General features: G+C 66.6%; 19 protein-coding genes. 10 read left to right on the top strand and 9 right to left on the bottom strand.

Annotated elements, in window-relative coordinates; translation table 11 throughout:
• Positions 1-148 precede the first annotated feature (148 nt).
• Positions 149-1,255 (top strand): hypothetical protein, encoded by a 1,107-nt coding sequence (locus tag FJY88_05160; protein MBM3286725.1) that lies wholly within the window; start codon positions 149-151, stop codon positions 1,253-1,255.
• 128 nt (positions 1,256-1,383) lie between these two features.
• Here the strand turns inward: FJY88_05160 and FJY88_05155 are convergent, their stop codons facing one another.
• From FJY88_05155 to FJY88_05135, 5 genes are all read right to left on the bottom strand, one after another.
• A complete protein-coding gene (locus FJY88_05155) occupies positions 1,384-3,072 on the bottom strand; it encodes a methylmalonyl-CoA mutase (GenBank protein MBM3286724.1) in 1,689 nt (562 codons plus the stop codon).
• A gap of 147 nt (positions 3,073-3,219) precedes the next feature.
• Entirely contained in the window at positions 3,220-3,693 is a 474-nt protein-coding gene (locus FJY88_05150; protein ID MBM3286723.1) for an ACT domain-containing protein, read from the bottom strand.
• 209 nt (positions 3,694-3,902) lie between these two features.
• Positions 3,903-4,451 (bottom strand): cob(I)yrinic acid a,c-diamide adenosyltransferase, encoded by a 549-nt coding sequence (locus tag FJY88_05145; protein ID MBM3286722.1) that lies wholly within the window; start codon positions 4,449-4,451, stop codon positions 3,903-3,905.
• Between the two features lie 38 nt (positions 4,452-4,489).
• Positions 4,490-7,267, bottom strand: a complete 2,778-nt coding sequence (locus FJY88_05140; GenBank protein ID MBM3286721.1) for a vitamin B12-dependent ribonucleotide reductase — start codon at positions 7,265-7,267, stop codon at positions 4,490-4,492.
• Between the two features lie 249 nt (positions 7,268-7,516).
• On the bottom strand, positions 7,517-8,404 hold the full coding sequence (locus FJY88_05135) for a LysR family transcriptional regulator (protein MBM3286720.1): 888 nt from the start codon (positions 8,402-8,404) through the stop codon (positions 7,517-7,519).
• Positions 8,405-8,612: 208 nt separating this feature from the next.
• On the opposite strand from FJY88_05135, the gene mtaB reads away from it, so the two are divergent.
• The 5 genes from mtaB to FJY88_05110 all read left to right on the top strand — a co-directional run bounded on the left by mtaB (position 8,613) and on the right by FJY88_05110 (position 13,721).
• The gene (gene mtaB / locus FJY88_05130) at positions 8,613-10,043 is read left to right on the top strand and encodes a tRNA (N(6)-L-threonylcarbamoyladenosine(37)-C(2))-methylthiotransferase MtaB (GenBank protein ID MBM3286719.1); all 1,431 of its coding nucleotides are present in this window, start codon (positions 8,613-8,615) and stop codon (positions 10,041-10,043) included.
• A complete protein-coding gene (miaB, locus tag FJY88_05125; protein ID MBM3286718.1) occupies positions 10,040-11,407 on the top strand; it encodes a tRNA (N6-isopentenyl adenosine(37)-C2)-methylthiotransferase MiaB in 1,368 nt (455 codons plus the stop codon). The genes mtaB and miaB overlap by 4 nt, the downstream gene beginning before the upstream one ends.
• Positions 11,408-11,481: 74 nt before the next feature.
• Positions 11,482-12,012 (top strand): LysR family transcriptional regulator, encoded by a 531-nt coding sequence (locus FJY88_05120; GenBank protein ID MBM3286717.1) that lies wholly within the window; start codon positions 11,482-11,484, stop codon positions 12,010-12,012.
• Positions 11,999-13,135 (top strand): cysteine desulfurase, encoded by a 1,137-nt coding sequence (locus FJY88_05115; protein MBM3286716.1) that lies wholly within the window; start codon positions 11,999-12,001, stop codon positions 13,133-13,135. The genes FJY88_05120 and FJY88_05115 overlap by 14 nt, the downstream gene beginning before the upstream one ends.
• Before the next feature lie 148 nt (positions 13,136-13,283).
• Positions 13,284-13,721, top strand: a complete 438-nt coding sequence (locus FJY88_05110; protein MBM3286715.1) for a response regulator — start codon at positions 13,284-13,286, stop codon at positions 13,719-13,721.
• 26 nt (positions 13,722-13,747) lie between these two features.
• Here FJY88_05110 and FJY88_05105 read toward each other — a convergent pair whose 3' ends face one another.
• The 4 genes from FJY88_05105 to fdhD are packed head-to-tail and all read right to left on the bottom strand — an operon-like array spanning position 13,748 to position 19,212.
• Positions 13,748-15,751, bottom strand: coding sequence for a HAMP domain-containing protein (locus FJY88_05105; protein ID MBM3286714.1), 2,004 nt, complete (start codon positions 15,749-15,751; stop codon positions 13,748-13,750).
• A 33-nt stretch (positions 15,752-15,784) separates the two neighbouring features.
• Positions 15,785-17,386, bottom strand: coding sequence for an NAD(P)-dependent oxidoreductase (locus FJY88_05100; protein MBM3286713.1), 1,602 nt, complete (start codon positions 17,384-17,386; stop codon positions 15,785-15,787).
• Between the two features lie 3 nt (positions 17,387-17,389).
• On the bottom strand, positions 17,390-17,917 hold the full coding sequence (locus FJY88_05095) for a hypothetical protein (protein ID MBM3286712.1): 528 nt from the start codon (positions 17,915-17,917) through the stop codon (positions 17,390-17,392).
• A gap of 59 nt (positions 17,918-17,976) precedes the next feature.
• The gene (gene fdhD / locus FJY88_05090) at positions 17,977-19,212 is read right to left on the bottom strand and encodes a formate dehydrogenase accessory sulfurtransferase FdhD (protein ID MBM3286711.1); all 1,236 of its coding nucleotides are present in this window, start codon (positions 19,210-19,212) and stop codon (positions 17,977-17,979) included.
• On the opposite strand from fdhD, the gene FJY88_05085 reads away from it, so the two are divergent.
• The 4 genes from FJY88_05085 to FJY88_05070 all read left to right on the top strand — a co-directional run.
• Positions 19,059-19,892: a tungsten ABC transporter substrate-binding protein gene (locus FJY88_05085; GenBank protein ID MBM3286710.1), complete on the top strand. Its 834-nt coding sequence runs from the start codon at positions 19,059-19,061 to the stop codon at positions 19,890-19,892. The two genes, fdhD and FJY88_05085, sit on opposite strands and share 154 nt — an antisense overlap.
• Positions 19,893-19,923: 31 nt before the next feature.
• Positions 19,924-20,619, top strand: coding sequence for an ABC transporter permease (locus FJY88_05080; GenBank protein ID MBM3286709.1), 696 nt, complete (start codon positions 19,924-19,926; stop codon positions 20,617-20,619).
• Complete coding sequence (locus tag FJY88_05075) at positions 20,612-21,628, top strand: ATP-binding cassette domain-containing protein (GenBank protein MBM3286708.1); 1,017 nt, start codon at positions 20,612-20,614, stop codon at positions 21,626-21,628. The genes FJY88_05080 and FJY88_05075 overlap by 8 nt, the downstream gene beginning before the upstream one ends.
• A gap of 7 nt (positions 21,629-21,635) precedes the next feature.
• On the top strand, positions 21,636-21,844 hold a 209-nt coding region (locus tag FJY88_05070; GenBank protein ID MBM3286707.1), incomplete at its 3' end, for a GTP 3',8-cyclase MoaA.

Below are 21,844 nucleotides of genomic sequence, written 5' to 3'. Positions count from 1 at the left end.
GTCAGCAGGGCAGAAATTCCCGGAACACCTCGCGCGCACATGCGGAATGTAGGTTACACAAGTTCCATGGAACGGGGCGTGGCTGCCCCATGGCCCTTCACAGTACGACGAAGCGGAGATATCGCACGAGTTCTCCCGAGAGGTGCCTATGAAGAGTTGGAACCGCCTCGCGCTGGGCGCGCTGTTGATCCTCGTTATCGTTTCCCCGGTGCTCGGTCAAGACCGCGACGCGACGATCAGTCTCGGGCGCGACCCTGAGCCGCCCTTCTGCATCGTGAATCCTGGCGGCACGGAGGAGATCTCCTGGAACATCGAGTACGCGACGACTCCTCGGTACGTCTACTACAAACTCGAGGACCCGACCCGGACCGTGATCCTCGAGTCCCAGACCTACCCGGGAGCGACGGGCGTCAACATCACCCGCAACTGGGTCGTCCCGAACGGCCTGAACGACGGCAAGTACTGGGTCCGCGTGGAGTACTGGTCGTACGAGAGCGGGAACGAGGCGAACGCAGAGGTCACGTTCTACGTCTGCGCGACCCAGGGGAACCTTTGCATCCACAAGTTCAGGGATGCGAACTGCAACGGGCAGCTCGATCCGGGCGATCCTCCCGTGGTCGGCTGGTGGCTCTGCATCGTGACGCCGGAAGGCGACACCATTTGCAGGCAGACCAACGGCGACGGGCAGGTCTGCTTCCACGGGATTCCTCTCGGGCACTACACCGTGTTCGAGGACCTGCCTCCGGGCTGGATGGCTGTCGGTCCGACGAGCTACGAGGTCGATCTGGTCAGCAGCGAGATCGTCCATGTGACGTTCCTGAACGTCAGGTATGACGAGTGCTACGGAGCCTGCTGTCTGCCGAACGGTCTCTGCATCGAAGTCAGGCCCGAGGAGTGCATGGCGCAGAACGGCGAGTTCTACGGTCTGGGCTCCAACTGCGCGGGCGTCACCTGCCCGCAGCCGGGAGCCTGCTGCGACCTCGCCACGGGCGAGTGCTTCTTCGTCCTCGAGGCGCTCTGCGTGCCGCCGCTCGTTTGGTTCGGCGGTCCGTGCGTGCCGAACAATCCGTGTCCGTCGCCTCCTCCGCCTGGCGCGTGCTGCTTCACGGACGGAACGTGCCTTGTTCTGACCGAGGAAGAGTGCACAAGGCAGGGCGGTTACCTGTGGGTCCCGGGCGAGGACTGCGTCGATGACTGCCCGCCGGTCCCGACGCAGAACACGACTTGGGGGAAGATCAAGGCGACGTACCGGTAGTGACGACCCGGTAGTCGAGTGAAGAGGAAGGCCCGCCCGCGAGGGTGGGCCTTCCTCCATTTGGCCCATTCCGCCGAGGCTCGCCGGGAGTCCGTCGGCGACCCGAGCCCGGTCGCGGTCGTCGACCCTTAGAGGATCGCCGGGTCTCGGTAGACGCCCAGGACCTTCCGGAAGATCGCGCAGATCTCGCCCAGAGTGACGCCCACCTTGACGGCGTCGAGGATCGGATAGACGAGATTGGCGTCGCCCCTGCAGGCATCTTCCACGGCCCTCAAGGCCGTCTCCGCCTTCTTCGGGTCCCTGCGCGAACGAAGGGCCCGGATGCGCTCGATCTGGCGCCTCTCGACCTCGGGATCGATTCTCAGGGTCGGGATCGGCGCCTCGTCTTCGTCGGCGTAGCGGTTGAGCCCGACGATGATCCGCTCCTCAACCTCGACCTGGCGCTGGAACTGATAGGCCGAGGCCGCGATCTCGCGCTGCGGGTAGCCCTGGTTGATGGCGGCGACGATGCCGCCCATCGCGTCGATCCTCTCGATGATCTCCCAGGCGCGTCTCTCCACCTCATCGGTGAGCCACTCGACGTAGTAGGAGCCGCCGAGCGGGTCGACGACCGCCGGAACGCCGCTCTCATCCGCGATGATCTGCTGGGTCCTCAGGGCGATCTTGACCGCTCCCTCGGTCGGCAGGGCGTAGGTCTCGTCCAGGGAGTTCGTGTGGAGCGACTGCGTGCCCCCGAGGACGCCCGCCAGGGCCTGCAGGGTCACTCGGACGACGTTGTTGTAGGGCTGCTGCGCCGTCAGCGCCACGCCTGCGGTCTGCGCATGGGTGCGGAGCAGCCAGGAGCGGGGGTTCTTGGCCCCGAAGCGCTCGCGGACGATCTTCGCCCACATCCTGCGGGCGGCCCTGAACTTGGCGATCTCCTCGAAGAAGTCGTTGTGGACGTCGAAGAAGAAGGAAAGGCGCGGAGCGAAGGCATCGACCTCGAGGCCCGCCTCGATGCCCGCCTGGAGATAGCCGATCCCGTCGGCGAGCGTGAAGGCAAGCTCCTGGACCGCCGTCGACCCCGCTTCGCGGATGTGGTAGCCGCTGATCGAGATCGTGTTCCAGAGGGGCATCTCCCGGGTGCAGTAGACGAGCATGTCGCGGATGATCCGCATCGCCGGCTCTGGAGGCGAAATCCACTCCTTCTGCGCGATGAACTCCTTCAGGATGTCGTTCTGCAGCGTTCCCCGGAGCTTGTCCGGCCCGACCCCCTGCTTCTCCGCCGCCGCGACATAGAAGGCCAGCATGATGATCGCGGTCGCGTTGATCGTCATCGACGTCGTCACCTGATCCAGGGGGATGCCCTTGAAGAGGATCTCCGTGTCTTCCAGCGATGCGATCGAGACCCCCTCGCGTCCGACCTCGCCGAGGCTCATCGGCTCGTCGGGGTCGTACCCCATCAGGGTCGGCATGTCGAAGGCCGTCGAGAGCCCTGTCTGTCCGTGGCCTAGGAGGTAGTGGAAGCGGCGGTTCGTGTCCTCCGGAGATCCGAAGCCGGCGAACATCCTCATGGTCCAGACCTTGCCCCGATACATATCGCGGTGGATCCCCCGGGTGAACGGGTAGGCGCCGGGTCTCTCGGCGCGCTTCTTCTCCTGCCCGGACACATCCTCCTCGACGTAGAGGAGCTGGAGCGGAACGTTCGAGAGCGTGGTCGGTTCCGGTGGAGGCCCGGCCGCGGGCGCCTCGCCCTCCCGCTTCGGGACGGGTCGCGCGGGCTTCGAGCAGGTGGTTCGGGCATCGAGTCTCTGTTCCGTCTCGCGGCTCGGATCCATGTCGATTCTCCTTGGGGTCTCTTCGGGGCGCGCTCGCCGCCCAGAGGGGGCGGGGGAGCCTCTCCGACGCAGCCGAACGACACAAGACTAGCAGAAGCGGGTCGCTGCGGACCATTGTCGGAAGCGGGGCCGCGGCCCCGATGCGCGTCACCCGGCGGTCTTGAACTCCTCTCGGAGGGCGGCGACCGCCTCCTCGGTCCGCGATTCGTCGATCATGCAGGTCACCGAGGACATGGAAGTGGAGATCACCTCGATGTTGATCCCGCGGGCCGAGAGGGCGCGGAAGACGCGTCCCGCGATCCCGGGCTCCGTCGAGAGGTGTTGTCCGACGATGCTGACCAGGGAGACCGTCGAGCTCGCGCGCAGAGCCTGGGCGCCCACTTCATCGCGAAGCGCCTCGAGCGCGCGGAGGATCGCCTCCTCCTGGCCGCGGCTGACGGCGAGGCTGATGTCGCCCCGTCCCACGGACCCGCCCGTCGAGACCACGAGCTCGACGTTGTATCCCTGGGCACCCAGCGTGCCGAAGATCTCCGCCGCGATTCCGGGGCGATCCGGAACGCCTTCGAGAGTGATCTTGGTGACGTCCCGGTTGGCGACCACGTGCAGGCCTTCCATCATCATCTCCTCCTCGCCGTCCGGCTGCGGTGAGGTTGCCCCTCGGGCGATGGGAAGGTCAACTGGATTCGGGATGTGGCGGGAGGACGGGGGACCGGCGGCCGCCCCTTCTCCCGGACCCGTCCTTGAGACCAGACCGCGCCCGCGGTCCGCCGTCCTTGGCGCCGGAAGAATGTAGAACGGTCCGCGCAGTCCCCCTTGGTTCTTCTCTCCCCTCAGGGACGCCGGCCCCTCCAGACCGCGTCCGCCACGCCCGCCCTCGCGTTCGCCCAGCGCGCGAACGTGAAGAGCAGATCCGAGAGCCGGTTGAGATAGCGCAAGACCTCGGTCTCGCCCGGCTCCACTCTCAGGAGCCGCACGACGGCCCGCTCCGCGCGGCGGCAGACCACCCGCGCCAGGTGGGCCCTGCATGCGGCCTCGCACCCCCCGGGGATCACGAACTCCCGAAGGGGGGGCATCTCCGAAGCCATCCGGTCGATCTCGCGCTCGAGCGCCGCGACGTCATCGGCGCTCAGGTCTCTGCCGGAGACCGGCGTCCCTCGCGGTCGCGCCAGCTCGGCGCCGGCATCGAAGAGCCGGTTCTGGAGAGTCATGAGGAGGGTGTCCGCGGCCCCATCCTCGATGGCGCTTCGGATCGCTCCGATGTGGGCGTTGAGCTCGTCGATCTCTCCGTACGCGTCGACCCGGAGATGATCCTTCGGGACGCGGACGGGACCCAGGAGGCCGGTCTCTCCGTCATCCCCTGTGCGCGTGTAGATCTTCATCCGGTATCCGCTTCCCCCGCGGCCGGGGGCGAGATGGGCTAGCCCGCGCACCCGCTCGATGTGCCGCAGTTGTGGCAGCGGGCGCAGTTGCCCGAGCGAACCATCAAGGAGCCGCAGACCGGACAGGCCGGCGTGTCGGTCTCCATGTGGAAGATCGCTTGCTCCGTGGGCGGCCGGCTCTCCTCCGGCGCCGGCCCGGTTCCCACGTCGGACGGCAGCACCGCCGTGGTGGGAAAATGGGGCGCCTCTCCGTTTCCCTTCCCGTTCTGGACGACCTCGTGATCCGGCAGGAACCTGTGGGCAAGCCACCTGAAGATGTAGTCGGTGATCGACTTGGCGTAGCGGATCTCCGGGTGGTTCGTGAAACCCGACGGCTCGAAGCGCGAGTGGATGAACTTGTCCACGAGCACCTTCAAGGGGACCCCGTACTGGAGGGCGATGGAGACGGCCGTCGCGAAGCAATCGACAAGACCGGAGACGACGCTTCCCTCCTTGGCCATCACGATGAAGATCTCGCCGGGCTTGCCGTCCTCATAGAGCCCTACCGTGACGTATCCCTCGTGGCCCCCGATCGAGAACTTGTGCGTGATCGAAGCGCGCTCGTCGGGGAGCCGGTGGCGTGTGGGGCGGGCGGCCGGCCTCGGCGCGGCGCCTTCGCCGTCCATCGATGTGCTGAGGGGCTGTGTCCGCTTGCAGCCGTCCCGGTAGATGGCGATCGCCTTCAGGCCCATCTTCCATGCAGTCGCATAAACCTGCTCGATCTCATCGACCGTGCTTTCCCGGGGCATGTTGACGGTCTTGCTGATCGCCCCGGAGAGGAAGGGCTGGACTGCCGCCATCATCTTCACGTGGCCCATGTGGTCGATGAAGCGCTGGCCCGTTCTCGGTTTGAAGGCGCAATCGAAGATCGGGACGTCCTCCGGACGGAGGTGGGGGGCCCCCTCGATGGTCTCGTGCTTTTCGAGGTAATCGAGGATCTCCCGGGCCTGGATCTCGCCGTAGCCCAGGTACTGGAGAGCCTCCGCGACCGATTGATTGACGATCTTCAGAACCCCGCCGCCCACGAGGCGCTTGTACTTGATGAGGGCGATGTCCGGCTCCACCCCGGTCGTGTCGCAATCCATCATGAAGGCGATGGTTCCCGTCGGCGCCAGGACGGTGACCTGGGCGTTCCGATAGCCCCACCGCTCGCCGGTCTCGAGGGCGTCGTCCCAGACCCGGCGGGCGCTGCGGAGGAGGATCTCGGGCACGAGCGAGGGATTGATCTTCGCCACGTGGCTCCGGTGCCGGGCGATGACGGCGAGCATCGGCTCGCGATTCGCGGCGAATCCGCGGAACGGGCCGGTGATCGATGCGACCTCAGCCGAGGTCCGGTAGGCCGTGCCCGTCATCAGGGCGGTGATCGCGGAAGCGATGTGGCGGCCCGTGTCGCTGTCGTAGGGAATCCCGCGCGCCATGAGGAAGGTGCCCAGATTCGCGTACCCCAGCCCCAGCGGGCGGTAGTCATAGCTGTTCTGGGTGATCCTGGGCGTGGGATAGGAGGCGCAATCGACGAGGATTTCCTGCGCGAGGATGATCGTGTTGACCGCGTGGCAGAAGGAATCGACATCCAGATCGCCGCTCGGCGTGCGGAAGCGCATCAGGTTCAGACTCGCCAGATTGCACGCGGTGTCGTCGAGGAACATGTATTCGCTGCAGGGATTGGATGCGTTGATCCTCCCGCTGTTGGGACATGTGTGCCAGGTGTTGATCGTCGAGTCGAACTGAATCCCTGGATCGCCGCAGGTGTGCGCGGCCTCCGCCATCCGGCGGAAGACGTCTCGGGCCCGGTGGCTCTCGATCACCGCCCCTGTCATCACGCCGCGCGTCTGCCATGGGCCGTCGGTCTCGACCGCCCACATGAAGTCATCCGTCACCCGGACCGAGTGATTGGCGTTCTGGAAGAAGACGCTGTTGTACGCGATCCCCGTCAGGGAGCCGTCGTAGCCGGCATCGATCAGCGCCCAGGCCTTCTTCTCCTCCTCCGCCTTGCTTCCGATGTACTCGACGATGTCGGGATGGTCGACGTTGAGGATCACCATCTTCGCGGCGCGCCGGGTCTTCCCACCGCTCTTGATGACGCCCGCGAATGCGTCGTAGCCCCTCATGAACGAGACCGGCCCCGATGCGGTTCCTCCGCCGGAGAGCGGCTCCTTGCTCGATCGGAGCGGAGAGAAGTTGGTCCCGCTCCCCGAACCCCACTTGAAGAGCATCCCTTCGGTCTTGGCCAGCTCGAGAATCGAGGCCATCGTGTCCTCGACCGAGTTGATGAAGCAGGCGGAGCACTGCGGCTTCTCCTCGACGCCGACGTTGAACCAGACGGGGCTGTTGAAAGAGAGCATCTGGTGCAGGAGCATGTGCTTGAGGTCGTCGTGGAAGGCCTCGACATCTTCGCTCGATGCGAAGTAGCCCAGCTCGCGCCCCCACCGGGCGACCGTATCTACAACGCGCGTAATCAGTTGTCTGAGGCTGTATTCTCTGTCCGGCGCGTCCGCCGCGCCGTGGAAGTACTTCGACGCGACCACGTTCGTGGCGATCATCGACCAGGAGCGGGGGAACTCCACGCCCGCCTGCTCGAAGATCACCTCGCCCGCCTCATTGGTGATGATCGCCGTCCTCAGCTCCCAGCTGAGGGTTTCGAATGGATCGATTCCGGGCTTGGTGAAGTGGCGACGGAACGCCAGCCCGGGCCTGGCCTGATCGGCTGCCTGATCGTCGACGGCTGGGGAACCTAGGATCTGCTTCGGCCCCTCGTCACCAAACTCCTTTGGTGCCATGCGCCCCACTCCTCCTGCGGCTTCTGCGACAACCTCTATGGTCCGCCGCGATCGCGCGGCGCTCCTTCATCGGTCTCATCTCGTCCCCGACGGCCGAAGCCGCGGCGAACGAAGGAACAAGAACCCTCACGGGTTGGCAAAGGGGCACGCTAGAACCGGCGGGGGAGGGATGCAAGCAAAATCCTCCCCGCTCCAATCAAGCGCGCATCAATACGTCAGTTCGGTCGAATGAGGTTGTCTTTGGGCGAGCTAACCGCCGGCGAACTCCTGTGCGAGGTCGAGGAAGCGCTCCATCACCTGGGTTCTTTCCTTCCCCTTCTTGCAGAGGATCCCGAGGGGGCGCTTGAGATCTCCTCCGGCCAGCTCGATCGAGACGAGGGTGCCGTTCTGCGCCTCTCCGCGGATTGTGAGGGCGGGAACGATGCTGATCCCCGCGCCGATCTCGACCGCGCGCTTGATCGTCTCGATGTTGTCGAACTCCATGACGATCTCGACGGGGACTCCCCGCTGGCGCAACACGCGGTCGATCGCCCTGCGGGTCGGAACGTCGCGCTCGAAAGCGACGAAGCGGCTGCGCGAGATCTTGGAGATCTCGATCTTCTTCGACTTCGCGAGGGGATGATCGGGCGCGCAGATCATCACGAGCTGGTCCTCGCGGAAAGGAATGACGTCGATGCCGCTGCGTCTCACGGGATAGGCGACGATGCCGAGATCGATCGTCCCGCTGACGAGATCGTCATAGATCTTGTTGGCGCGGCTGTACTCGACGTGGATGTTCGCTGAGGGGTATCTGCGGAGGAACTCCTTGAGGTAGGGGGGGAGCTCATGGAGCCCGACGCTGTAGATCGTCGCGAGGCGCAGGGTTCCAGCAATTGATTTGCTTAAGACCTGGATCCGATTCTCCATAAGGCGGAGTCTCTCCAGGATCTCCCGGGCCCCCTCGTAGAGGATGTGGCCCGCCTGAGTCGGGGCGAGGCTGCGCTTGCCGCGCTCGATCATCTTCCTGTCGTACTTCTCCTCGAGGCCCCGGATCTGCTGGCTCACCGCCGACTGGCTTATGTAGTTCAGCATTGCGGCCTTGGAGAAACTCTGGGTTTCGATCACGTCGCAATAGACCTTGAGCGTCTCGACTTGCATGGCTTCCCCCGCCCCTGATCGGCGATTAGAACCCCTAATCCAGATCCTCGAACATCCCAAAGCAGACTGATAACATGAACCGCCTCCAACCGGCAAGAGAAACTGATATCGCCGGTGCGGGGCGTAACGGCCAGGCTTATTGACCTCGCGAGCGCGGGATCTCTACGATGCACGAACGAGGAATCGAGGCGTCTGTTCGCCTCGAAGGATGCCCGAAGGGAGCGGAGTGGAACGCGGAGACGAAAGCTACGGCGATCTCCATGCGCCGCAGCGGTCGGAGGCGACGCGCGCGGAGCGGACCGTCGCCGTTTGCAGCCTCGGCTGCCGGGCGAATCAGGAGGAGATCGAGTGTCTCCTCGGGGGTCTCCGCGATCGCGGGTATCGTCTCGTCCCTTTCGGCGCGCCGGCCGACCTGACGATCGTGAACACCTGCGGCGTCACCCGCGCGGGGGAATCCGACGCGCGGCAGATGATCCGGCGCGCGGCGCGGACGCGACGCGAAGGCAGGGTGGTGGTCACCGGCTGCTACGCGCAGCTCGCGCCTGAGGAAGCGGCGCGGCTGGGGGCCGACCTTGTCGTGGGAAACGCCGACAAGTGGCGGCTTCCCGAGATCCTCGCATCGGCGGAGGACGATCCGCGGGGATGCGCAGGGATTCTCTTTGACCCCGATCCGACCGCGAGCCGCTTTCTGCGCCACGGGAAGTCGGCGAGCGGGTATCGCACCCGCGCGGCGATCAAGGTGCAGGACGGATGCGATGAACGGTGCACCTACTGCGTCATTCCCGCGCTGCGGGGCCGTGGCGTGAGCAGAGACCCCGCGGAGGTCGTGGATGAAGCGCGGACGCTCGTCGAGGCCGGGCACGAGGAGATCACGCTCACAGGCATCCACACGGCGTCCTACGCGGGCATCGGCGAAGGAGAGCGGGTGTCGCTCGCGGGGCTCTTGCGGCGCCTCCTCGCGGTTCCGGGGTTAGGGAGGATCCGGCTCAACTCGCTCGAGCCTCGCTGGGTCGACGATGAGCTGCTGCAGACGATCGCCGGTTCGCCTCGGTTTTGCCGCCATCTTCACCTTCCGCTCCAGAGCGGCGACGCCGCGATCCTGAAGCGGATGGGACGCCCCTACGGGCCGCACGACTACCGGCGCGTCGTCGAGGCGGCGCGCCGCGCGATTCCCGGCGTGGCCATCGGCGCCGACGTGATGGTCGGCTTCCCCGGAGAGAGCGAGGAGGCATTCGGGAGGACTTTGAGGCTGCTCGAGGAAGTGAGGCCCGCCTATCTCCACATCTTCGGCTACTCGGAGAGGCCCCGCACCTCGGCGTCCCGTCTCGGCGATCCGGTGCCGCGCGGGGTTGCGAAGGACCGCTCGCGCGCCCTTTCAATCCTCGACGACGGGCTGAGGCGCGACTACCTCAAGCGATCGGACGGGGAGTTCCACGAGATCCGCATCGAGGGAAGCGCCCGGCGGGGGCGCCCCGCGCAAGGGGTCACCGACACCTACATACGCGTCTCGGTGGAGGGTCGCTTCCCCGACGGGGAGCGCGTCGGGGTCATCCTGCGCTACGTGGACGATCCCCGCAGGATGGCGGGGGAGATCCAGTCCGGTCGGCCGCCCGGAGGCGATCCTGGAGCGGGCGCGTGAACGAGACGCCCCCGCGCATCTACCTGGAGACCTACGGCTGCCAGATGAACGAGGCCGACACGGAGATGATCACGGGCCTTCTGACCAAAGCCGGCTGGTCGGTCGTCTCGGACCCGGCCCTCGCCGACGTGGTCATCCTCAACACCTGCGCCGTGCGCGAGAGGGCCGAGGAACGGGTGGCGGGACGGGTCCGGCAGCTCGGCCTGATGAAACGGTATCGCCCGGACCTGCGCATCGGGCTTGCGGGATGCATGGCTCGCCACCTCGGGGAGGATCTCCTGCGCCGGCTCCCGGAGCTGGACATCCTGGTGGGCCCGGACTCCTACAGGAGGCTCGCCGAGATCCTCTCGCGCCGGGACGAAGGGCCCCTGGTCGATCTCGCGCTCGCGCGGGACGAGCGTTACCTCGGCCTCCCCGCCGCGCGGAGGGGAGAGGTCCACGCGTGGGTTCCGATCATGCGGGGATGCGACCGGTTCTGCTCCTTCTGTGTCGTTCCCCTCGTCCGCGGCCGCGAGAAGAGCCTTCCTCACGAGGAGATCCTGACGCAGATCGAGGATCTGGTCCACGGGGGGGCGATCGCGGTCACGCTCCTCGGCCAGACGGTGAACTCCTACCTCGATGGAGAGGTCGACTTCGCGGCCCTGCTCGATCGGATCGCGCGGATCGAGGGTCTCGTCCGGGTCCGCTACACGTCGCCTCATCCCGCGGACTTCACCCCCGAGGTCTTCGATGCCATGGCGAGGCACGCCAATCTCTGCCGCCACGTCCACCTCCCCGTGCAGAGCGGCGCGGACAGGATCCTCGCGGCGATGCGGCGCGGCCACACCCGGGCCGACTACCTCGCGCTGGTCGGGACGATCCGCGCGGCGCTTCCCGATGTCGCCCTCACGACGGATCTGATGGTCGGCTTCCCGGGGGAGACCCCGGCGGAGTTCGAGGAGACCCTCTCCCTCATGCGCGAGGTGCGCTTCGACAGCGCCTTCCTCTTCCGCTACTCTCCGCGGCCGGGCACCTACGCCCACCGGAAGCTGCCCGACGACGTCCCTGATCGGGAGAAAGGGCGGCGCCTGAGCGAGATGATCGCCCTCCAGGAAGAGATCTCGGCGGAGCGGTACGGCCGGTGGGTCGGTCGCGAGGTCGATGTCATGGTGGAGGGTCCTTCCCGGCGGAATCCTGGTTGTGTCCGCGGGAAGGCTGACGACTTCAAGACGGTCGTCATGCCGAGCCTGGGGGATGATCGGCCGGGGACCGTGCGGCGCGTCAGGATCGCGCGCGCCACGACCCACACGCTCATCGCCGAAGGAATCGGGGATCGGCACGCCGCCCCGGAGCTGGATCTCCTGGCGGAGATCGAGGGCGACTGAGAGAGGAACCGGCCGGCGCGCCTGCTCGCGTCTCCGGCGTAGTCGAGTCCGTCTAGAAGACGATCTGCGTCTCCATGACGAGGGGATCATCGAAGAAGACGGCCGGTCCCCGCATTAGATTCCTCCGAGGACGAGCGCTCACCAGTCGTGCGCCCGCGCGCCGGGCACACGGATGGTGGGTGCGCTATCATGAGCCCCTGGGAGGGGCGGGCGCAGGGAAGACTCGAGAAAGGAGGCCCTGGGAGATGAGGATCCGGACGAGCATCTGGATCGAGGACGGGGACGGCAAGGTCGTCTATGGGCTCGGCCGCCATCGCATCCTGCAGGCGATCCGTGACTCGGGCTCGATCAAGGCCGCGGCCGAAAGGCTGGGGATCTCCTATCGGGGTCTCTGGGGAAGGCTGAGGCTCTCGGAACGTCGCCTCGGCCTTTCCCTCGTCGACTCGAAGGTCGGCCGGGGCGCGGACGCCGGGACGCGCCTGACCGCCCGCGGCCTCGCTCTCCTCGATCAGTACGAAGCCGCTATGAAGGAGATCTTCGCCGCCTCGGATCAGGCCTTCGCCTCCCATCTGCGGGGGCTTCTGGAGAGCGATGATCCGGATTGACCTGGACGCCAACGCCACCACGCCCCTCCTGCCCGAGGTTCTCGACGCGATGGCGGCCGCGCTGCGGGATCTGCCGGGGAATCCTTCGAGCCTCCATGCGCCGGGCCGCAGGGCGCGAGAGGCGCTGGAGCGGGCGCGCGCCTCCGTCGCGGCCCTCATCGGAGCGACTCCGGAGGATCTCTTCTTCGTCTCCGGGGGAACCGAGGCGAACAACCTGGCCCTCAGGGGGACGATGCATGGGATGCCGGGAGCGCTCCTCGTCTCGTCGATCGAGCATGCGTCTGTGCTGGAATGCGCGGCCGATCTCGAGCGGCAGGGAACGATCGTCCGCCGGATCGACCCCGCGCCTGACGGCGTCGTCCCTCTCACGGGCGTGGAGGCTGCGCTGGAAGAGGGCGATGTGTCGCTGGTGAGCCTCATGCTCGCAAACAATGAGACCGGATGCCTTCAGCCTGTCGGAGAGGTCGCCCGTCAGGCCCACCCGCGCGGCGTGCTCGTTCACACCGACGCCGTCCAGGGCGTCGGGAAGATGATCGTCAGCGTGAGCGATCTCGGCGTCGATCTGCTGAGCCTCTCGGCGCACAAGATCGGAGGGCCTAAGGGAATCGGCGCCCTCTGGTGTCGCGGGGCCGTCCGGCCGCGTCCGCTGCTCCAAGGCGGCGGACAGGAGGGCGGCCTGCGCCCGGGCACGGAGAACGTGGCCGCCGCCGTGGGATTCGCCAGAGCCGCGGAGCTGGCATCCGCGCGCGCGGAGACCTACGCGCGCTCCCTCTCACCGCTTCGGGATGCCCTCGAGGCGGCGATCGTCTCTCGGCTGAGAGGGGCGATGGCGATCGGATCGGGGGCCGACCGGGTAGCGAACACGACCTGTATCGCCTTCGAGGGGATCGAAGGCGCGACCCTGGTCCAGCTTCTTGATCTCAAGGGGATCAGCGCGTCGACGGGGGCGGCATGCGACGCGGGCTCCACCGCGCACTCGCACGTCCTGCGCGCCATGCGCGTTCCCGAGCGGCACCTCGCGGGCGGGGTCCGCTTCTCCCTCGGCTTCCCTTCCGAGGGGGGAGTCATCGAGGAGGCCTCGAGGGGAATCGTCGAGGCCGTGCGGGAGCTGGGAGGACGATAGCGCGGATTCCGGGTGGATTGGCCCGGTTCAGGCGGCCGCTCCGGCATCCCGGGAAGTCCGATCTTCTCAGCGGCGCCGCGGTCGTCTAGGATCGTGCTGCGCGGGAGCGGGATTCGCGACTGCAGGCCCATACGGCCGGGAGAGTTGCATGACGCAGGGTAAGAAGGTCCTGATGATTGACGACGACGTCAATCTCGTGAATGTCTTCAAGCTCGTCTTCACGGCGAAGGGGTATGCGTTCGAGGCCGCCTACTCGGGCGCCGAGGGGCTTCGGAAGATCGTCGAGGTCTCTCCCGACATCATCATCCTCGACGTGATCATGGAGGACTTCGTCGCCGGTTTTCGCGTCCTGAGCGAGCTGCGCACGGGGGGGGCGGGATCGCCCTACAGCGCCTTCTCCAAGATCCCGGTGATCATGCTGACCAGCGTGACAGCGAGGACCCACGTGAACTTCAGCGAGATGGTCGGAACCGCCCTGCTGCCGGTCGACGCCTTCGTCGAGAAGCCGGTGAAGCCGGCCGACATCCTCGCCCTGATCGCGAAGACCCTGGAGGCCTCGGGGAGTCCAGGGCCGGCCGGCGCCTAGAGCGCCTTCTCCGGGGCGTGTCTGCTCTAGCCGCTAGCGGAAGGCTCGCCGGCGCCCGCCTCCTCCAACCCCGGGGCCGCGTCGGGAAGCGAGACGACGAACTCGGCCCACTGCCCCGGATCCGAGCGCGCCGAGATCGCGCCGCCGTGCTTCTCCACGATCCTCGCCGAGACGAAGAGTCCGAGTCCTGTCCCGCTCTTGGTGTCCTCGCCGCCCGCGTGCAGACGGGAGAACTTCTGGAAGAGGCGCCGCGCGGAGTCCGGATCGAATCCGCACCCCTCGTTCCAGACGGAGAATCGCTGCAATCGCGACTCCTCGTCCCTGCGCCAGGAGAGGCGGATCCTTCCTCCCTCCCTGCCGTACTTGATGGCGTTCGACAGCAGGTTCTGGAAGACCGCCCGCACGAGATCCCTGTCCCAGACGCCTCCGGCCTCCGCCGGGATCGCGGACTCGATCCGCATCCCTCGGTCGGCAGAGAGCTCCGAGAGCCCCTCGAGGACGGGACGGATCACCTCGTCGAGCGCAGCCACCCTCGAGAGTCGCAGGCGCACGCCGCCTTCCTCGATCCTGGTCAGATTGAGGTAGTTGAAGATCGTAGCCTGGAGATAGTCCGCGCTCGTCGAGGCGGACTTCAGGAGCGCCTCCTGCTCGGGCGTCAGCGGGCCCAGGATCCGGTCGCGGAGCCCGTGGATCGCGAAGACGATCGAGGCGAGGGGGGACTTGAGCTCGTGCGTGACGAAGCCGAGCATCTCCATGTAGGCCTTGTTCCGTTCTTCGGCCGCCGCATAGGCCCTTTGGAGGACGATCGAGGTCACGTTCATCTTGGCCCTGTCGCTCTCGAGCGCCTCGGCCATCAGGTTGAACGCCTTCCCCAGCTCGTGGATCTCCCTGCTCGACCGGACCGGCGTCACGCGCGCGTTCAGGTTGCCCGCGGAGATCTCCCTCGTAGCCTTGACCAGGCGAAGAATGGGTCGCCGGAAGTCGCTCGAGAGAGTCAGGGTCACGGCCACGCAGACGAGGAGGGCAAGGAGGCTGATTCCCAGGTACTGCCGGACGAGGGTCGACTTGTATCCCGAGTAGGTCTTCTCCAGCAGCCCGACGTAGATGATGCCGATCACCTCGCCCCTGGGATCTCGAATCGGATCGTAGGCGGATAGATACCAGTCGTTCACGACGAACGCGCGGTCGGCGAAGCGCTCCCCGCGATCGAGAACCCTGGTCGCGACGGCCTCGGAGACCCGCGTTCCCAGCGCGCGCGCCCCCGTGTCGAGGGTCACATTCGTGGCGATTCTCACGTCGCCGAGGAAGAGGGTCACGGTTCCGACGGGACGGTCGCCGAAGCTCTTGTCGCCGAAGACGTTGCGCCGGATCCGGTCGACGAGATCGAACTTGCGGTTCAGGAGAACCCCTCCGTAGACCGTCCCCGTCACGTCTCCCCGGTCGTTGAGGATGGGCATCGCGGCCTCCAGAGCCATACCCCTCGGCTCGACGGCCCGGTCGGTCGGGATCGCCCTCTCGGTGTAGACGAGCGGGATGAAGGCGCGCTCGTCGAGATTGTCTCCTTCCTTTCTCAGTCTCTCGGGTGAGAGGAGCAGAGTGCCGGAGCTCGCCGCCCCTCCGAGCGCCTTCTCGATGACTGGATCGTCTCTGAGGGTGTCGCCTTTCGCGTGGGGGTAGCGCGACCGCAAGAGCACGACCCCGTTCTCGTCGGTCACGGTCAGGTAGTCCAGATCGTACTTCCTGCGAAAGGTCTCGAACTCCGAGGCGATGGATCCCCCCACCCGCCCGGTCCGGGTGGCGCTTTGCATCGCCTCCCTCTGTGCCGATATGCCGACGACGACCTGGAGCCGGTTCATCTCCTCGCCGTAGGCCGACCAGGCGCCGTTCAGGTCCATCTCGACGCGGAGCTTGGCTTCCTTCATGACCGTGTGGCCGATGAAGGAGAGACCGGCGAATGTGCTGGTCGCCCCCATGACCAGGACCACGGGGCCGAATCCCATGAGGAGCCTTGCGCGGAAGGGGAGTCTCACGGATCTCCCACGGGGGCGCGGCCTGGCAAGGGGCTACTTCCTCTGCACCAGGCAGCTGAAGATGGTCTGCTCGAGGGCCTCGCGCGGCGAAAGCCCCTCGAGGGGCGAGGTCGCAGCGGCTTCAGCGGGCGCGACTCCTCCCTCCTGGAACCGATCGTGCTGCTCCCGGACCTCGTCCATCGCGAGCTGCAAGGGGACGGTGATCTGATCGTAGATCGTCTGGCCCAGGTTCGCGAAATCCGGCCTTCCCTCGAGGCTCTCGAGGATCGTGTCGTTCAAGAGCTTGAGGAGATTGCGCAGTTCCTCCGGCCGGATGCCGGCGCGGAACCGGTCGGCGCAGGTGACCTCCATGTAGTTCAGGACAAGGAGCCTGTTGCTGGTCTGGATCGTTGTCAGTACGAGCCGGAAGAGCAGCCTCACGATCCAGCGGAATTCGGCTGCGTCGAGCTTTCGGAAGGCGGCCAGGAGATCGGCCCCCGACGGGGAGTCGAGGATCCTCGCCATTGCCGCGATCACCTCTTCCTCCACCGCGATGAGCGTCTTGTAGACACGCAGCCCCGGCCGGTCGGCCTCTCGCCTCATGGCGGCCTCGTTGCGCGCGCGCCACTCCAGCGGCTCGCTGCGGAGGCGCTCGATCATGAGGGGAAACCGCCTCTCGATCTGATAGCGCGCCAGCGGAGACCACTCGAGGGCCGCGCGGGTCTTCGTGTTCTCGACCTCCATTCGCTTGTCAATGTAGGAATGCATCCACGGCCGCTCGAACGGCCGGTGCCCCGAGACGCGGCCCATGAGATCGGTGGCGTGAAGCCCAAGGGCGCAGACAGGAGGCGGCACGAAAAGCGGATTCTGGGGCCGCCCGAAGAAGTGTCGCGTCGCGAGGTGGAAGAGATCCTTGATCGGGGTGGAGCCCGCGGCGGAGGCGATGACCGGTTCGGCCTGGCCGAGCCTGTCATGGACCTCCAGGAGTCGCCTCAGAAACCTGACGGCATCCCAGACGTGGATGTAGGGGATCGCGGCGTTTCCCTTTCCGGGCAGGGCGCGGGCGCGCCAGGAGCGTCCGAGCCATGTCTGGAGGAAGCTGTAGAGTGGCGGATACTCGCACCAATCGCTGAACATCGCGCCGAAACGTACGATGCAGCTCGGAACTTTGGGGCACTCGCGGATCAACCTCTCCCCCTCGCGCTTGCTCCATGCATAGACGTGCGGCCCGTCGGGGGGGGTCGCCTCCGTGATCGGTCCTTCTCTCCGCGGGAACCGGTGCGCCGCGACCGAGCTTGCGAAGAAGAGCCGCTCGAGGCGCAGCGGCCGGACGAGATCGAGGATGTTACTGGTTCCACCGATGTTCGTCCGCTGGTACTCGGGATGCCGGTCCCCCGTGAAGTCGTAATAGGCGCCCAGGTGAATCAGGAACTTCGCTCCGCCAGCCGACTGGATCTCGCGGAGAGCGCGGCCCAGATCCTCCCTGTCGCCCAGATCGACCTGCATCCATGCGATGTTCGGGTCGATCGGCGCGCCACACTCCCTCTGCGACCGCCGCGCGATCGCGAAGATACGATAGTCCCCCTTCAGCTCTGCGAGCAGATGGCGGCCGACAAAGCCGGACGCGCCGGTCAGTATGAGCGCCGGCTGCGGCATCCCTTAGGCTCCTCCGGCCAAGGCTCCCCCCCCGGGCCGCCTGGGGGCGCGGTCGCCTCTCTGAGTCGAGGCCGCGACCGCAGGATTAGCCTGAATCCACTTGCGGAGCAGGAGGACGGCGACAGCCATCAGGCCGTCGAAGACGCCGCAGAATGGGACGGCCCAGGGCGTCGGGGCGGCGAGCGACATCACGACGAGGAAGCAGAATGCGGTCGACTTGGCGATCAGGATGAGCGAGATCCCCCGTCTGCGGAGGTACTCGGTCGCGTATCCGGCCGCGAGGACGATATGGAAGATGCCTGCCTGGCGCGGGAAGAAAAGCGGCCGCACGTCCTGCCAGCCGGCGAGGCGCACCGAGAAGCCTGGCGCCAGCAGGAGAATGAGGCCGACGATGAGGCTGTGCAGGCAGATCAGGAAGACGAGCACCGGTTCGACTCGGTCGAGCCAGCGCGGACGAGTGGCGCCCATCCCGCTCGAATGCCGTTCCCGCGACGCCTGTCCGGTCTCCGGGTTCGGCTTGGAATCATCCACGGCCCAGCACCCCCGTTCCGGTATCGGAGGCTAACTCTCGGGCATCGATGCCGACCCTGTCAAACGGCTATTTGCGAATCTCCTCCGAGGATCCTCTCGGGAACCGAATAGACGTTCATGCGATCGCCGCGCGCGAAGCCGACGAGGCTGAGGAGATAGCGGCGGGCGAGTCGGACCGAGAGGTCGGTGGGGGCGGCGCGGGACACGAGGACCGGGGTGCGCGCGTGGATCGCCTTCGCGGTGATTTCCGAGGAGAGCCTTCCGGAGCAGAAGAGGACGCAGCGGCCCGGGTCGATGCCGGACAGGACCGCCTTGCCGACGACCTTGTCGACGGCGGTGTGGCGTCCGATGTCCTGTGCGGTCAAGAGCGGGCGGCCCTCGGCGTCCGCGAGGGCGGCGATGTGGGCTCCTCCTGTCAGCTTATAGAGCGACGCCTCCGTCTTGAGGACCCGCATGAAGGAGGAGATCGTCTCCGGGCGGATCACGAGGTCGGTGTTCACCTTGAGGCAGCGCGTCGGCTGGTCCAGATCCAGCCCTGTCACGCCGCTGCCGCATCCCGATGTCAGCGTCTTCTTGGCATAGAAGTCGCGGATCGCTCCCCCGACGAAGGCCCCCTCCGCGTCGATCCGTCCAATCGCCAGATCGATGGAGAGGCCTGCCTGGTAGGGAGGCTCGAGGATCCCCTCATTCACCAGGAAGCCGATAACGAAGGCCTCCAGGTCGCTCGGCAGGCAAACCAGGGCCACGAGTCGCTTGCCGTTGATGTAGAGGTCGAGGCGCTCCTCCCGGACGATCCAGTCCTCGCACTGCTCACGGCGCCCCGAGGCGAGCCTGGTGATCATCATGGGGCGGGCCATCGATCCGTCCGGCGGGGCCGTAGCCTCCTCCGGCTCAGGGACGCGCCCCGGATCGAGGATCGGAGCGGCGCTCGCATCGTCAGGGGTCATCAGAGCAGGGAACCTCTTTGCGGGCCGGATCGCGGCGGCCGTCAGCCTCGGGTCGCCCGTCCCGATCCGGATCCGGTTGGTAGCCTCAGGATCAGCTTGTCGCTCGGTTCTTGACAGCATAGGGACGAAACCTGTTATGTCAAGCACGGCACAGAATCCGCGCGGGGCCGTGGAAAGGGTGCCGGGGAGGATCGATGCGGGGATCGCAAGTGCCGCGGGCCGTCGTGATTGCCTTGCTCGCTTGCCTACCGGCCATGGAAGGGGTCGCGCTCGGTTCGTCGAGGGTGTTGCTCGCGACAACGACTTCAGCCGCCAACTCCGGTCTTCTCGACGCGCTACTCCCGGCATTCGAGCGGGATACCGGCGTGCATGTGGACTATGTCGCAGTCGGCACCGGAGTCGCGCTCAAGTACGGTGAGAACGGCGATGTCGACGCTGTCCTGACCCATGATCCCGAGGCTGAGCTCGCGTTCGTGCGGCGGAAGTTCGGCCTGGCCAGGATCCCCTTCATGCAGAGCGACTTCGTGATCCTGGGTCCCCCCTCGGACGCCGCCTCGATCGCCGGGTGCCGGACGGCCGCCGAAGCGTTCCAGCGGATCGCAGCCAAGGGAGCCCCCTTTGTCTCCCGCGGGGACAGCTCCGGGACGCACAAGAGGGAAAGGGAGATCTGGAGGGCGGCGGGCATCGAGCCCGGCGGTCGGTGGTACGTCGAGATCGGACAGGCGATGGGGACCTGTCTCGTGATGGCGAGCGAGAGGGGCGCTTACACCCTCGGGGACCGGGGGACCTACCTGGCGCGCCAGGACGCGCTTCAGATCGCGATTCTCCTCGAGGGCGATCCCGCCCTCGCCAACTCCTATTCCATCATCGCGGTGTCGCCTGATCGACGCCCGAGGGGCAACCATGAAGGAGCCACGCGCCTGATCGACTGGCTGCTCTCGCCGGAGGGACAGTCCCGGATCGCGGGCTACCGGGTGAAGGGCCGCCCCCTATTCCTGCCAGTGGCGCCCCCGGAGGGCAAGGAGTGATGGTCAACAGGGCACGATCGGAGCGGGGACGGTGGGGTTTCTGATCGACAGCTTGGTCGAGGGCGTAAGGACGCTTCTCCATCTCGATCGCGAGATCCTCGGGGTCATCGGAACGACTCTCCGCGTGGCCGTCAGCTCCACGCTTCTCGCCTCGGCGATCGGCCTGCCTCTGGGGTTTCTCCTGGCCACGCGGTCCTTTCGAGGAAAGCAGTTCGTCCTGGCCGGCGTGAAGACGGCGCTCGCGGTGCCGACCGTGATCGTGGCGCTCTTCGTCTATGGATGGATCGCCCGCAACGCGCCGCTGGGGCGCCTTGATCTTCTCTTCACCCCGGCCGCGATCGTCATCGGCCAGACGATTCTCATCATCCCGCTCCTGACGGCGCTTGTGTACGGCGTCCTCGCTCCGAACATCCGGACGATCCACGAAGAAGCGATCCTCCTGGGAGCGCCCCCCCCGGCGGCGTTTTGGAAGACGATCACCGAGACCCGCACGGGGATCACGACGGCGGTCATGACCGGCTTCGGCCGCGTCGCATCGGAGATCGGGATCTCGCTGATGCTCGGGGGAAACATCAAGGGAGTGACTCGCACGGCGACGACCGCTATCGCGCTGGAGACGGGCCAGGGGAACTACTCCCGCGCGATCGCGCTCGGGATCCTCCTCTGCATTCTGGTTCTCATGATCAACATGGCCGTACAGCTCCGAGGGCGAGGCGAACGTGTATGAGATCAGGGGCCTGAGATTCGAATACGGCGGGGCGTCGTCCGCCCCCGACCAACGATTCCGACTGGCCCTGGAGGAGTTTCATCTCGCGGCGGGCGAGAAGCTGGCCGTGGTCGGGCCAAACGGCTCCGGGAAGACCACCCTTCTTCGAATCCTGGCCTTGCTGGAGAAGCCGAAGGCGTGCGAGCGATTCCTCTTCAAGGGGCAGGAAGTCGGCGGCCGCAACCGGGCCGGCAAGCCGGAGGGGGTCCCCTCCCGCGGAGCCATCGGGCTGCTTCGACAGCAACCCTGGATCTTCCGCGGGACCGTCGCTGAGAACCTCGCCTATCCGCTCAGGATGCGCGGCCTCCGCCAGGCTGAGGTCAGCGCCCGCGTCCACTCGATGTGCGAGCGGCTTCACCTCGCGATGCAGGCGCCGGCAGGCCCGCGATCGCTCTCCGGAGGGGAGCAGAAGCGCGTGGCGTTGGGACGGGTGCTCATCGCGGAGCCGGAGATCCTGCTGCTTGACGAGCCGATGGCCCATCTGGACAGAGCGTCCCAGAGAATCATCGCGGAGATCCTCGCCGAGACGAAGACCACGGCGGTCTTCACGACCCACGATCTGCATCTGGCCCTCGGCCTGGCCGATCGGACTTTGACACTGAAGGATGGAGGCTTCAGCCCGGAGTTTCTCGAGAACGTCTTCCGCGGTCGCTGTGAGAACGGCACGTTCGTCACGCGCCGGGGGCTCAAGGTGTGGCTCCCCGCCGGGGGGCCTCGGGACGCCGCCTCGATCTCGATCGGGCCGGACGCGATCCGCGTGGTCGCGAGCATCGGTTCGGGCGGCTCCCCGAACGCCTTCTCAGGGAAGGTGACCTGCATCAGGTCCCAGGGGGAGACGGTCTGGATCGAGGTGGAGGCGGGTGAGACCTTCACGGTCGTCATGAGCCGCGCCTCCTACGATGGGATGGGGCTGAACCTGCATCGAGAGGTGACGGTGGACTTCCCGATCGATGCCGTCCGTCTTCTGTAGGCCGACCATGACGAGCTGCGAAGCCAACGGGAAGATGCTCCGATACCTCAGGGTCTCATTGACCGACCGGTGCAACTTCCGCTGCAGCTATTGCATGCCCCCCCAAGGAATCCAGAAGATCTCCCATGACGAGATCCTCCGGTATCACGAGGTGCTCTGGATCATCGGCGTCATGGCCCATCGGTTCGGCGTCAGGAAGGTGCGGGTCACCGGAGG

It is taken from the genome of Candidatus Eisenbacteria bacterium (assembly GCA_016867495.1).
In the GTDB taxonomy this organism is placed as follows: Bacteria; Eisenbacteria; RBG-16-71-46; order CAIMUX01; family VGJL01; genus VGJL01.
This window is presented reverse-complemented; position numbering and strand designations above follow the sequence as displayed.